Source organism: Amycolatopsis sp. NPDC004772 (assembly GCF_053601215.1).
Window position 1 is genome coordinate 14,195 of record NZ_JBSGBK010000008.1, and the last position, 12,409, is coordinate 26,603.

Below are 12,409 nucleotides of genomic sequence, written 5' to 3' on the forward strand. Positions count from 1 at the left end.
AAGAAACACAGACGTATCTTAGGAGTGTCCGTGTCTTCCTCCAGCGAGTCCACGCCGGCCGACCGCGTCGATCCCGCGGTGTGGCGGCTGGCGTTCACGATCATCGTCGGGGCGCTGGCGGCGATGTTCGACACCACGATCGTCAGCGTCGCCATCAACGACCTGGCCGGCGAGCTGCACGCGCCGATCGCCACGATCCAGTGGGTCAGCACCGGCTACCTGCTGGCCATGTTCGCCACGATCCCGATCGTCCGGTGGGCCCAGTCGGCGCTCGGCGGGAAGCGGCTGTGGCTCGGCGCGCTCGCGCTCTTCCTGATCGGTTCGGTGCTGTGCTCGGTGGCGTGGGACGCCACCAGCCTCATCGTGTTCCGGGCCGTCCAGGGCATCAGCGGCGGCCTGATGATGCCGCTGATGATGACCCTGATCATGCAGGCCGCCCAGGGCCGCAACACCGGCCGCGTGATGGCGACCATCTCGCTGCCCATCGCGCTCGGTCCGATCCTCGGCCCGGTGCTGGGCGGCCTCCTGCTGGCCACCGGCGACTGGCGGCTGCTGTTCCTGGTCAACATCCCGTTCTGCGTCGCCGGCCTCTGGCTCGCGTACCGGAACCTCCCCGCCGACCGCCCCGCCGGCGGGGACCGCGGCCGCCTCGACGTCGTCGGCCTGCTCCTGCTGTCGCCGGGTGCGGTCGCCCTCGTCTTCGGCCTGTCCCGGACCGGCGCCGGCTTCGGCAGCCCCGACGTGCTGGTCCCGCTCCTGATCGGCCTCGCGCTGATCGCCGGGTTCGTCGTCTGGGCCCTCCCGCGGGGCGCCGGGGCGCTGGTGAACGTCCGGCTCTTCGGCCACCGGTCGGTGGCGTCGTCGTCGGTGCTGTACTTCCTCAGCGGCGCGACGCTGTACGGCGCGATGCTGCTGCTCCCGCTGTTCTGGCAGCAGGCCCGGGGCGTGGACGCGCTCGGCGCGGGGCTGCTGCTCATCCCGCAGGGCGTCGGCACGCTGCTGTCCCGGTGGGTCGCCGGCCGCTACACCGACAAGATCGGCCCCCGCACGGTGGCGCTGGTCGGGTTCGGTGCCGTGGTGCTGACCACCGTGCCGTTCGCGTTCGTCACCGCCGGCACCCCGGACGTGCTGCTGATGGCGCTGCTGCTGGTGCGCGGCCTCGGCATGGGGGTCGCGACGATCCCGCTCGCCAGCTCCGCCTACATCGGGCTCGACCACGCCCAGATCCCGAACGCCACGATCCTGGTGCTCATCATCCAGCAGATCGGCGGCTCGCTGGGGATCGCGGTCCTGGCGATGATCCTCCAGCACGCTTCAGCCGGCGCGAAGACGCCGGACGCGCTCATCCACGCCTACGGCACCACGTTCTGGTGGTCGATCGGCTTCACCGCGCTGGCGGTGCCGCTGTGCCTGTTCCTGCCGGGCCGCCCCAAGCCCGCGCCGGTGTCCGAGCCCGCCCCCGGCGTGGCCGTCGAAGCCTGAGCCGCCGATCTCCCCCGTCGACGGCTCAGTCGAGTGGCCTCTTCAGTCCGGCCGGCCGGACTGAAGAGGCCCTCCTGTTCGGGGCGCTGCCGGTCCTTGTCGCCGACCTGCCCGGCCGGGCCGCCTGCGGTGCGTAACCCCTGCCACGAAACCAATCCGCCGTGGCCCTGCGCGAAAGTCCTATCAGGATGGGGGATCCTCGGCCGGGCGCGCGTTCCTACCGTTGTCCGGCGGAGCCGGTTTCGGTGACGCGGCTCCTTCCCCGAGGAGAGCCTGATGACCGAACCCGTTGCCTTTCCCCAGAACCGGACCTGCCCCTACCGGCCGGCGCCGGGCTACCGGCTGCTGGCCGACCGGCGGCCGCTCTCGCGGATCAGCCTCTACGACGGCCGGGAAGCCTGGGCCGTCACCGGGTACGCGCTGGCCCGGCGGCTGCTCGCCGATCCGCGGATTTCCAGTGACCACAGCGATCCCGCGTGGCCGGTGGCCAACGCGGCCGCCGCCGCGGCGCGGAACTTCGGCGCGGACCAGAAGAAGGTCATCGGCCGGCTCACCGCGCTCGTCGGGGTCGACGATCCGGAACACCGCGCCCGGCGGGAAGTCGCCGAGGCGGGGTTCACGCCCGGGCTGATCGACGCCCTGCGGCCGAAGCTCCAGGCGGTCGCCGACCGGCAGGTGGACGAGATGGTCGCCCACGGTGCGCCCGCCGACCTCGTTTCGGCCTTCGCCTCGCCCGCCGCGCTGTTCTCGCTGTACGAGGCGCTGGGCATTCCGCGCGAAGACCAGGAGTACTTCAAGCAGCAGACCGGCCAGCTGTTCGGACCGGCCGCGGTGACGGCCTACGACGAGCTCGTGGCGTACGTGGCCAAGCTGGCCGGGCAGCACCCAGCTGACAGCCTCCTCGACGCCTACCTCACCGTCGTCGGGGACGACGGTGCCGCGGAGGTGCTCCAGCTGCTGCTCATCATGCTGGTGAGCGGCCACCACACGACGTCGAGCTCGATCGCGATCGGCGCCAGCGCGCTGCTCCAGCACCCCGAGCGGCTCGCCGAGCTGCGCGCCGACCCGGCGCTGCTGCCCGCGGCCGTCGACGAGCTGAGCCGGGTCGCCGCGGTCACCGACGGCATCCAGCGGGTGGCGGCGGCCGACATCGACGTCGACGGAACCACCATCGCCGAGGGCGACGGCGTGTTCTTCGTGCTCTCCCTGATCAACCGGGACGGGGAGCACTACGGGCAGCCGGAAGTCCTGGACTGGCACCGCTCCGACACCGGCGACCACCTCGGCTACGGCTCGGGCCCCCACGAGTGCGTGGGCCTGGACCTGGCGCGCGCGATCATGGAGATCGCCTTCGGCACGCTGGTGAAGCGCCTGCCGAACCTGCGCCTCGCGGTGGCGGCGGACGAGATCCCGGTCAACCCCGGGGAGTCCTTCACGGGCCTGGTGGAGCTCCCGGTCGCCTGGTGACCCCGGCCGGTCGTGAGTGGTAAGGCGGGTTCTAACCCGCCTTACCACTCACGACGGCTACCAGGTGACCGGCAGGCTGAACACCCCGGTGATCGTCGAGGTCACCTTGAACGGCACCGAATCGACGTCGACCGCCAGCTGCAGCGTCGGCATGCGGCGGAACAGGGTGCTGAACACGATCTCCAGCTCCACCCGGGCCAGGTTCTGGCCGAGGCACTGGTGGATCCCGTGGCCGAAGGTGATGTGGTGGCGGTCGCCGCGGTGGGCGTCGAACGTGTCCGCGTCGGCGAAGCGCTCCTCGTCGCGGTTGCTGGAACCGAGCGCCAGCACCACGCCGTCGCCCGCCTTGATCGTGACGCCGCCGATCTCGATGTCCTCCTTGGCCACCCGGACCATCACGTCGAAGATCGGGTAGTAGCGCAGGATCTCCTCGACCGTCGAGACGATCAGGCCCGGGTCGGCCTGCAGCTCGGCGATGACCTCCGGGCGCTGCAGCAGGCCGATGGTGCCGAGGGCGATCGCGTTGATCGTGGTCTCGTGGCCGCCGATGAGCAGGTTCTGCGCCATGCCGACCAGCAGGTCGTGGGTGTACACCCCGGTGCCCCGGTTGCGGACGATCAGCCGGCCGAGCACGTCGTCGCTCGGCACCAGCTCCTTCTCCGTGACCAGTTCGTCCAGGAACTTGTTGAGGTCGTCGGCCGCCGCCAGCTGCTGTTGCGGGGTGCTGCCCGGCAGCTGCAGGACCAGGGTGCGGTCCTGGAAGAACTCCCGGCTGTCCAGCGGGACGCCGAGCAGCTCGCAGATCATCCGGGACGGCACCTGCGTCGCCAGGTCACTGACCAGGTCGGCCGGCGGGCCCGCGGCGAGCATCGCGTCGATCCGCTCGTCCACGATCTGCTGGATGATCGGCCGCAGCGTGTTGATCCGGCGGAGGGTGAACTCGTTGGCCAGCATCTGCCGGGGCGCGGTGTGCTCCGGCAGGTCCAGCGCGAGCAGCGACTTGGCCTGGGCGCTGAACCCCTTGCGCAGCACCTGCTGCACCGGCCGGCGCAGCGGGAAGTTGGGGTGGCTGCGGTCGGCGCTCATCCGTTCGTCGACCAGCAGCGCCCGGACGTCGGCGTGTCTGGTGACCAGCCAGGCCTCCTGCTCGGTCGGCAGCGAGACCTTGATGATCGGGTCCTCGGCGCGCAGCCGGCGGTACTCGGCGGCCGGTTCCGGCGGTGCCGGGCGTTCCAGCGGGAAGGCCACCGGGCAGCGGGCGTCGACGGTCGTTTCAGTCATGTGTACTCCATTGTGTGACGTTCTCCCTCTCGCCGGACCCGCCGGCGATCAGGCGGGCGAGGGCCACCGCGCCGCGCAGGGAGGACAGGCCGCCCAGCGCAGCCGGTGCCAGCGGCAGCGGGGACAGTCCGGGGCGGGCCAGCGTGCCGAGGTGCGCGGCCACGCGGCCGGCCAGCGAAGGGAACCCGGCCGCGAAGCCGCCGCCGAGCAGGGCGCGCTCCGGGTGGACGAGCTCCTGGACGCTCGTCACCGCGGCGGCCAGCGCCCGGGCCGTCGTGTCGATCGCCTCGATCGCCCACGGCTGTCCGGCGGCCACCGCCTCGCGCAGGTCGTCGAACGTGACGTCCGCGCCGCGCAGCGCTCCGGCGCGGCGGAGGGTCGCCGGGCCGGAGGCGAGCGCCTGGAGGCAGCCGCGGCGGCCGCAGACACACCGCGGGCCGTCCGGCTCGGCGATGACGTGCCCGATCTCGAACGAGCCGCGGCCGAGGCCCGGGCACGGCACGCCGCCGAGGACCAGGCCGCCGCCGATGCCGGTACCGATTCCCACGTACAGCAGGTTTTCGCAGCCCGAAGCCTGCGCTTCGGCGAGCGCGCCGAGGTCGCCGTCGTCCGCCCAGGCGACGGCCGCTTCGGGAAACAGCTCGTGCAGCACCGCTTTCAGGTCGACGTCCGTCCACTCCGGACGGCTCGGCCAGGTGACGACCCGGCCGTCCGGGCCGACCGTGCCGGGCATCGCGACCCCGACCGCCTCCAGCGGCGCGCCGAGGCGGTCGCGCAGCGCGGCCACGTGCGCGGCCAGCTGCGCGAGGTCGGCCTCGGCGCGGTGCCGGGGACCCCAGCCGAACGACGTCTCCTCGACGCACGCGGTGCCGGTTTCGACGCGGAAGGCGACCTTGGTGCCGCCGACGTCGATGCCGAGGTGGTACGGGGTGCGCACGTCGGTCAGCGGCCGGGCACCGACGGGCAGAGCGCGAGCAGGTCGGCCGGCTGCCGCAGCACCACGTCCGGACCGGCGGCGAGCAGCTCGCCGATGTCGTCCGGGGGCGCCCACAGCGCGGCGGCCGAAGCGACACCGGCCCCGCGCGCGCTGGCCAGGTCGGTCGGCGCGTCGCCGATCATGATGGCCCGCTCCGGCTCGATGTCCATCAGGGTGAGCGCGTGCCGGACGATGTCGGGGGCCGGCTTCGGCCGGGCGACCTCGTCGGAGCCGATGACGTGCTCGAAGAACGGCAGCAGGCCGAGGTTGTCCAGCAGGGACCGGGCCCGCGGCCCGCTCTTGCCGGTGGCGATGGCCAGCCGCAGCCCGCGCGCCCGCAGCGTCACCAGCAGCTCGGTGACGCCGTCGAAGACCTGGACCTCGCCGGCGAGGCGGTAGCTCTCGCGGACGAAGGGTTCCTCCATTTCCAGCGGCAGGTCCATGATCCGCATGATGTCCGGGAAGTAGCGGCCGAGGTGGCGCCGGTACTCCTCGAAGGGCGCGGGGCCGTCGCCGACGACTTCGGCGTAGGCGATGGCGAAGGCCTCGCTCATCACCGCGAAGCTGTCGACGACGACGCCGTCGAGGTCGAAGATGACCGCGTGCCGGACCGGCACCGAGGGATCGGCCCCGGTGTCCGGCCGATCGACGATCGGGAAAGTCATGGAGCGCCCTCTCTACTGGTACGCCGGGACCGCGCCCCGCACCGAACCGGCGGAGGCGTAGAAGTCCTCGATCATCGAGACGATCGGCCGCGCTTCGGCGACGGCCCGGCCGCGGCTGCCCGGGTCGGCCAGCATCGCGGCGAGGTCGCTCACCTGGCGCGTGTACTCGACGCCGATCCGCTCGATCGGCACCGGCAGCTGCGTGGTGGTGCCCTCGCGGGTCACCGTCAGCACCGGCTCGGGCTCGCGGTTGGGGCTGAAGCCGAAGGTGCACCGCAGGTCCGCGGTGCCGGCGCTGCCCTCGACGTGGATCACCGAGACGTCCCGCGCCTGGTGCGAGGCCCAGCTCGCGCGCAGCGAGACCGAGACGCCGTCGTCCCGGACCAGGAAGCCGCGCGCGGTGTCCTCGACGTCGGCGGCGTCGGCGCCCAGCTGGTCCTGCCGCCAGGCCGCGCGCCAGGCGCCCGCGTTGACGAAGTCGTCCGACGTCACGCCGATGACCTGGGTGAAGGCGGCCGGGCCGAGCAGGAACGCGAGCGTGTCGAGCAGGTGCCAGCCGAGGTCGTACAGCGCTCCCCCGCCGGCCTTCTCGCGCTGGGTGAACCAGCCGCCCGCACGCGGCACCCCGCGGGCCCGGATCCAGCCCATCGCGACGTGCCGGATGTCGCCCAGGTCCGGGAGGACGTCCCGCAGCGCGCCGACGTCACCGCGGTAGCGGGCGGCGCTGCCGGCCAGCAGCATGCCGCCACTGCGTTCGGCCGCCGCGAGGACGTCGATCTCGGCCGAGGTCAGGCAGACCGGCTTCTCGAGGAAGACGGAGATCCCGGTGGCGAGCAGCGCGCCCGCCACCTCGGTGTGCAGGTAATTGGGCACGGCGACGACGGCCAGGTCGACGTCGCGCGCGGTCAGCGCGGACACCGCGGGGTGCGTCGGGATGCCGGTCGCCTTCGTGAACGCCTGCCGGGACGCCGGGTCGGCGTCGACCGCGGCCACCACCTCGAAGTCGGCGTGCTCGCGCAGCAGGGGCAGCCACAGCTCCCGCCCGGCCCAGCCGAGCCCGACCACCGCGGCCCGGACACTCATGCCCGCGCCACTTCGGCGGCGATGATCTCCGCGGTCGCCTGCAGCGCCGGCTCGTCGGCCAGCAGCACCCGGTGGTGCAGCCAGACGCAGTCCCGGCTGATCGCGTCGGTGTTCGGGCAGCGTTCCGCGATCGCGTCGACGCTCTCGCCGGGGGCGCCGAGCTCCCAGAAGGCGTCGGTGCGGTAGATCGCGCGGAACGCGGCGAAGGCGGGCAGGCCGGCTTCGACGAGCCGGTCGACCAGCGCGTTGCGCCGCTCCTCGGTGAGCCCGGGGACGCGGAACATGGCCATGTAGTGGGAGTTGCGGTCGGCGCGCACGTCGCCGCCCTGGGGCACGACGCCGTCGATCTCGCCGAGCAGCTCCGACAGCAGCGTCCAGCGCTCGTCGCGGACGGCGATCTGCTCGTCGAGGCGGGCCAGCTGCGCGCGCAGCACGGACGCGGAGAACTCGTTGAGCCGCATGTTGGAGCCGGCGATCTTGTGCAGGTACCGGCGGTCTTCGCGGGGACGGCCGCAGCTGTGCCGGAGGAACGCCGTCTCGTACTTCTCGGTCTCGCCCTCGGGGAAGACGACCGCGCCGCCTTCGCCGGCGGTCATCAGCTTGCCGTTCTGGAAGCTGAAGGTGGCGATGCTGTCCAGCTCGCCGACGCGCTTGCCCTGCCAGCGGGCGCCGTGCGCGTGCGCGGCGTCCTGGAGCAGCGCGACGCCGGTGTCGGCGGAGATCTTCGCCAGCGCGTCCATGTCGGCGATCAGCCCGGCCATGTGCACCGGCATGATCACCTTGGTGCGCGGGGTGACGGCGGCCGCGACCGCCTCCGGGTCGAGGTTGTAGGTGGCCGCGTCGACGTCGACCGGGACGGTGACCGCGCCGAGCCGCTGGGCCGCCTGCGAGGAGGAGATGAAGGTGAAGGCGGGCACGATGACCTCGGTGCCCGGGCCGACGCCCATGACCTGCAGGGCGAGTTCCAGCGCGTGCGTGCCGTTCGTGACCGCCAGCGCGTGCGCGGCGCCGTGGTGGGCGGCGAACTCGCGCTCGAAGGAGTTCACCTCGTCCCCGCCCATGCGCCACCACTGACCCTGTTCGAGCGCGCGGACCAAGCCGTCCCGCTCGGCGTCGTCGTACTGCGGCCACGCGGGGAATTCCGGTGCCTTTCGCGCGTTCATGGTTCTCCGAATCTCCGCTGGGGTTCGAATGGCAGAAAAAAGCCCGTGCCGTGTCCGGAATGCTGCGAAATATCAGCGTCAAGACCAGGCTAGGTCGGCGCTGACACCCTCACATCCCCCGGCTTGGTAGTGCCGATCTTCAGCCCAGGCCGAAGAAAGCGCGATAGGAGCCGAGCTGCCCGCCGAGCATGTGAATTCCATAGTGGACGTCGTGGCCGAGAGCGGCCGCTTCGCGCAGAAGGCGGGTTTCGCGCGGTTTCATGATGATGTCGGCGACCACGCGGCCCGGCGCCAGCTCCTCCGGCCGGAACGGCAGCGGGTCGTCGGGACGCAGGCCCAGCGGCGTCGCGTTGACGACGATCTCGGCGCCAACGAGGTCCGGTTCGGCCGACACCGACGTCCGGCCCGGCCAGTGTGCGTCCAGCCGGGCTTGCAACGCCGTCAGTTTCGCGGTGTCCGGGTCGCACACCGCGAGCCGGTCGGCGCCCGCGGCCAGCACCGCGGCCGCGATGGCACTGCCTGCTCCACCGGCGCCGACGAGAGCGACCGTCCGGGCCTTCGGGTCGTGGCCGGCTTCGACGAGCCCGGCCACGAAGCCGGTGCCGTCGAAGTTCTCGGCGTACCACCGGCCGTCGGCTTCCCGGCGCAACGCGTTGGCGCTGCCGGTGATCTCGACCATCGGGCTGCACCGGTCGGCGAGCCCGGCCACGGCCACCTTGTGCGGCACGGTGACGAAGATGCCGTCGAGGTTGCCCACCGCCTTCAGCCCGGCGACGATCCGCTCCAAGTCCGGCGCCGGCGCGTGCACCGGGACGAGCACGGCGTCGACGCCGAGGTCCGCGAAGAGCGGGTTCAGCAGCCCGGGCGACTGGACCTGCGCGACCGGATCGCCCAGCACGACGTACAGGCGGGTGGTGCCGCTGATGGTCATCTCGGCCTTCCCGCTGCGGCTAGCGCAGCATCTTCCCGATCGCGTGGGCGAGTTCGACCGACTGGTCGGCGTTGAGCCGCGGGTCGCAGGCGGTCAGGTAGCGGTCCGGCAGGTCGGCCTCGGCGATGCCCGCGGCCCCGCCGAGGCATTCGGTCACGTCGTCGCCGGTCACCTCGACGTGGATGCCGCCCGGGTGGGTGCCGAGCGCCCGGTGGACGGCGAAGAAGCCGGCGAGCTCGTCGGCGACGTCGCCAAAGTGCCGGGTCTTGTAGCCGTTGCCCGAGGTCCGGGTGTTGCCGTGCATCGGGTCGCACTGCCAGATCACCTCGTGCCCGGAGGCGGCGACCTTCTCCACGATCGGCGGGAGCAGCTCGCGGACGTGGGCGTGCCCCATCCGGCTGACCAGCGTCAGCCGGCCGGGCGTGCGGTGCGGGTCGAGCCGCCGCACGTACTCGACGGCCTGTTCCGGCGTGGTGGACGGCCCCAGCTTCAGGCCGATCGGGTTGGTCAGTAGCTCCGCGAACGCGATGTGGGCGCCGTCGAGCTGCCGGGTGCGTTCGCCGATCCACAGGAAGTGCGCCAGCCCGCTGGACAGCCGCGGTTCCGGCCCGCCGGTGTCCGCCGACAGGACGGCCCGCTCGTAGTCGAGCAGCAGCATCTCGTGGCTGACGTACATCTCGCTCGGCCGTGGCGGCCGGGCGTCCTCGGCGAACCACGACTCGCCGCGGTGGGACGCACCGGCGAGCGCCGGCAGCGGTTCTTCGATGCCCTCGGCGCAGAGCTTGCGGACGAGGTCCATCGCGCTGGCCGCGTGGGCGTAGGCCATCAGCATCCGGTGCGGGTCGGGGGTCCGGGCCGCGGCCGAGCACTCCGGGGAGTTCACGATGTCGCCGCGGTAGACCGGCAGTCCCAGCGAGTCGACGGTCTTGGACCGCGGCTTGGCGAACTGCCCGGCCATCCGGGCGATCTTGACAACCGGCAGGCCGGCCGCCTCGGCCAGCACTTCGCCCATCCGCTCCAGCAGGCCCAGGTTGGCCCGCAGGTGTGGTTCGGTGTTGCCGGCGAACGTCTCCGCGCAGTCCCCGCCCTGCAGCAGGAACGCCTCGCCGCGGGCGACCGACGCGAGCCGCGTGCGCAGCCGCGCGGTCTCCTCCGGCGCCACGATCGGCTCGGCGTTGTGCAGCAGCTCGACCACCGCCTCCGCCCGGGCGGCGTCCGGCCAGCACGGCTGCTGCGCGGCCGGCTTGGCCAGCGCCGCGCTCAGCCGGGCGGCCAGCACCCGATCGGCCGCCGGGCCGGTGCGCAGCCGGTTCACGGCGCCGCCGCTTCCGTCGCCCCCACCAGGTTCTCCAGGCGGTCGCGGGGCATCCCGGCCAGGACGTCCGTGACCACCTCCGGCGGCACGTCGCTGACCAGCTCCGCGCCCCGCGGCCCGGTCAGCACGAAGGCGAGCCCGGTGATCGCCTTCTTGTCCCGGTGCATCTGGCGCACGAGCACCGCCGGGTCGACGTCCTCGGGCAGCGCGGCCGGCAGGCCGTAGTGGCGGACGACATCGAGGTGTTCGTCCACTCCGGACTGGTCGATCCGGCCGAGCGCGCCCGCGAGCCGGCCCGCGAAGACCGTGCCGATGGCCACCGCCTCGCCGTGGCGCAGCGCGAAGTCCGTGGCGATCTCCAGCGCGTGGCCCAGCGTGTGGCCGTAGTTGAGCAGGTGCCGCAGCCCGGTGTCGCGCTCGTCCTGCGCGACGATGCCCGCCTTGAGGGTGACGCTGGCGGCGATCTGCTCCGGCAGCGAGAGCCCCCGCAGGTCGGGTGCGCCGATGAAGTGGCAGCGCGCGATCTCGCCGAGGCCGTTCAGCAGCTCCCGCCGCGGCAGGGTGGTCAGGTAGTCCGTGTCGCACAGCACCGCGCTCGGCTGCCAGTACGCGCCGACGAGGTTCTTGCCCGCCGGCAGGTTCACCGCGGTCTTCCCGCCGACGCTGGCGTCCACCTGCGCGAGCAGGGACGTCGGCAGGTGCACCACGGCGACCCCCCGGTGGTACAGCGCGGCCGCGAGCCCGACGACGTCGGTGGTCGTGCCGCCGCCGCAGGAAACGACGACGTCGGACCGGGTCAGCCCGAACCGCGCGAACTCACCGCACAACTCTTCCACTGTGGACAGTCGTTTGTCCGGCTCGCCGTCGCGCGCCGGCAGCAGCAGCGTCTCGACGCCGGTGTCCGGCACCCACTCCGCCGGGCGGGCCGAGACGACCACGGCCCGCTGGGCGCCGAGCCGCCGGACGACCCCGGGCAGCGCGTGCCGCACCCCGGGGCCGACGAGCACGTCGTAGGAACGTTCTTCCAGGCGTACCGGGATCGTCGTCGTCACGGCGAGGGCTCCCGCGGCTCCGGCAGCGTCAGGTAGGGCAGGTCGGCGATCCGGGAGACCGGCTCGCTGCCGTGGTGGAGGTATTCGCCGCCGTAGAAGAAGTTCAGGTAGGGGACGTAGTGCTGCCGGTACGCCGTCCGGCACAGGCCGGCGAACTTCGCCAGCAGGCCCTCTTTTTCCGTCATCGTGGTGCCTTTCCCCAGTTCAGCCGAGGTCGCCGGACAGCACACGGGCCACCAGCGTCCGGTGTTCTTCGTCGTCGGTGATCGTGCGGACCTGCTCGCGGCCGTCCTCGACGGTCAGGTAGCGGCGCTGCCGCAGGAAGACCTGGCCGTTCGCGGTCGCCCGGCCGCACAGGGTTTCCTGCGTGTCGGTGCGGCTGGTGTCCCCGACCAGGGCCCGGAAGTTGTCCTCCAGCTCCTTCCAGTCGCGCCACTGCCGCGGTTGCGTGGTGAAGGTGTAGACGACGCTCCAGCGGGTGACCGCGCCCCGGCGTTGCAGCGCGTACCCGGTTTCCCGCTCCACCAGCCGGAACTGGCTCCCGTACTGGGTCTGCACCGCGGGCGAGACCGGCAGCGGCTCGACGTAGGTGGGGCCGGGGTAGCCGACGTCCACGAGCCAGTCGCCGCCGTCCAGGGTGACCAGGTTGAACATGTGCTCGACGTCGGTCGCGAAGGTCTCCCGGCCTTCGGCGGTGCTGCCCGCGAGCGGCGTGACGTCGTAGCCCAGTTCGGTGAGGAGCCGGTGGAACAGCCGGTTCAGGTGGTAGCAGGCGCCGCCGTTGCCTTCGGCGATGCTGGTCACGAACACGTCGTCCTCGTCGAGGTCGACGACGTTCACCGCGTCCCGCAGCTGGTAGGCGAGGCTGTTGTACGGGATCGCCATCAGGTGGTGCTTCTGCAGCTTCGCGAGCGTCTCGAGGCCCACGCCGGTTTCGCCGGCGCAGCCGATCCGCTGGAGGTAGGTCTCCACGTCGAACAACGTCCATCCACCT

The 12,409-nt window shown here is 72.5% G+C and carries 12 protein-coding genes; 2 read left to right on the forward strand and 10 right to left on the reverse strand.

Translation table 11 applies throughout. The features are described 5' to 3' along the window. Nucleotides 1-30: 30 nt before the first annotated feature. Both ACWEF6_RS07380 and ACWEF6_RS07385 read left to right on the forward strand, forming a co-directional pair. Complete coding sequence (locus tag ACWEF6_RS07380; protein WP_449682121.1) at nt 31-1,482, forward strand: MDR family MFS transporter; 1,452 nt, start codon at nt 31-33, stop codon at nt 1,480-1,482. A 276-nt stretch (nt 1,483-1,758) separates the two neighbouring features. Then, on the forward strand, nt 1,759-2,949 hold the full coding sequence (locus ACWEF6_RS07385; protein ID WP_449682122.1) for a cytochrome P450: 1,191 nt from the start codon (nt 1,759-1,761) through the stop codon (nt 2,947-2,949). Nucleotides 2,950-3,006: 57 nt separating this feature from the next. Here ACWEF6_RS07385 and ACWEF6_RS07390 read toward each other — a convergent pair whose 3' ends face one another. The 10 genes from ACWEF6_RS07390 to ACWEF6_RS07435 all read right to left on the reverse strand — a co-directional run bounded on the left by ACWEF6_RS07390 (nt 3,007) and on the right by ACWEF6_RS07435 (nt 12,396). Continuing rightward, a complete protein-coding gene (locus ACWEF6_RS07390; protein WP_449682123.1) occupies nt 3,007-4,230 on the reverse strand; it encodes a cytochrome P450 in 1,224 nt (407 codons plus the stop codon). After that, entirely contained in the window at nt 4,223-5,167 is a 945-nt protein-coding gene (gene rifN / locus ACWEF6_RS07395) for a kanosamine kinase (RefSeq protein WP_449682124.1), read from the reverse strand. The genes ACWEF6_RS07390 and rifN overlap by 8 nt, the downstream gene beginning before the upstream one ends. A gap of 5 nt (nt 5,168-5,172) precedes the next feature. Continuing rightward, on the reverse strand, nt 5,173-5,871 hold the full coding sequence (locus ACWEF6_RS07400) for an HAD-IA family hydrolase (RefSeq protein WP_310967765.1): 699 nt from the start codon (nt 5,869-5,871) through the stop codon (nt 5,173-5,175). A gap of 12 nt (nt 5,872-5,883) precedes the next feature. Beyond that, nucleotides 5,884-6,954: a Gfo/Idh/MocA family protein gene (locus ACWEF6_RS07405; RefSeq protein WP_310967767.1), complete on the reverse strand. Its 1,071-nt coding sequence runs from the start codon at nt 6,952-6,954 to the stop codon at nt 5,884-5,886. After that, a complete protein-coding gene (gene rifK / locus ACWEF6_RS07410) occupies nt 6,951-8,117 on the reverse strand; it encodes a 3-amino-5-hydroxybenzoate synthase (RefSeq protein ID WP_449682125.1) in 1,167 nt (388 codons plus the stop codon). The genes ACWEF6_RS07405 and rifK overlap by 4 nt, the downstream gene beginning before the upstream one ends. A gap of 139 nt (nt 8,118-8,256) precedes the next feature. Beyond that, a complete protein-coding gene (locus ACWEF6_RS07415) occupies nt 8,257-9,048 on the reverse strand; it encodes a shikimate dehydrogenase family protein (RefSeq protein WP_449682126.1) in 792 nt (263 codons plus the stop codon). 19 nt (nt 9,049-9,067) lie between these two features. Continuing rightward, nucleotides 9,068-10,363 (reverse strand): 3-deoxy-7-phosphoheptulonate synthase class II, encoded by a 1,296-nt coding sequence (locus ACWEF6_RS07420; protein WP_449682127.1) that lies wholly within the window; start codon nt 10,361-10,363, stop codon nt 9,068-9,070. Continuing rightward, nucleotides 10,360-11,415 (reverse strand): 3-dehydroquinate synthase family protein, encoded by a 1,056-nt coding sequence (locus tag ACWEF6_RS07425; protein WP_449682128.1) that lies wholly within the window; start codon nt 11,413-11,415, stop codon nt 10,360-10,362. Before ACWEF6_RS07425 ends, ACWEF6_RS07420 begins: the two co-directional genes overlap by 4 nt. Continuing rightward, nucleotides 11,412-11,600 (reverse strand): hypothetical protein, encoded by a 189-nt coding sequence (locus ACWEF6_RS07430; protein WP_310967772.1) that lies wholly within the window; start codon nt 11,598-11,600, stop codon nt 11,412-11,414. The genes ACWEF6_RS07425 and ACWEF6_RS07430 overlap by 4 nt, the downstream gene beginning before the upstream one ends. Before the next feature lie 19 nt (nt 11,601-11,619). Next, entirely contained in the window at nt 11,620-12,396 is a 777-nt protein-coding gene (locus ACWEF6_RS07435; RefSeq protein WP_449682129.1) for an arylamine N-acetyltransferase, read from the reverse strand. Between the last annotated feature and the right edge of the window lie 13 nt (nt 12,397-12,409).

Bases quoted from the DNA above. Each gene is read 5' to 3' on its own strand.
- rifK (WP_449682125.1), bottom strand. From the start codon at position 8,117: ATGAACGCGCGAAAGGCACCGGAATTCCCCGCGTGGCCGCAGTACGAC.
- ACWEF6_RS07400 (WP_310967765.1), bottom strand. From the start codon at position 5,871: ATGACTTTCCCGATCGTCGATCGGCCGGACACCGGGGCCGATCCCTCG.
- ACWEF6_RS07390 (WP_449682123.1), bottom strand. From the start codon at position 4,230: ATGACTGAAACGACCGTCGACGCCCGCTGCCCGGTGGCCTTCCCGCTG.
- ACWEF6_RS07385 (WP_449682122.1), top strand. From the start codon at position 1,759: ATGACCGAACCCGTTGCCTTTCCCCAGAACCGGACCTGCCCCTACCGG.
- ACWEF6_RS07415 (WP_449682126.1), bottom strand. From the start codon at position 9,048: ATGACCATCAGCGGCACCACCCGCCTGTACGTCGTGCTGGGCGATCCG.
- ACWEF6_RS07405 (WP_310967767.1), bottom strand. From the start codon at position 6,954: ATGAGTGTCCGGGCCGCGGTGGTCGGGCTCGGCTGGGCCGGGCGGGAG.
- ACWEF6_RS07430 (WP_310967772.1), bottom strand. From the start codon at position 11,600: ATGACGGAAAAAGAGGGCCTGCTGGCGAAGTTCGCCGGCCTGTGCCGG.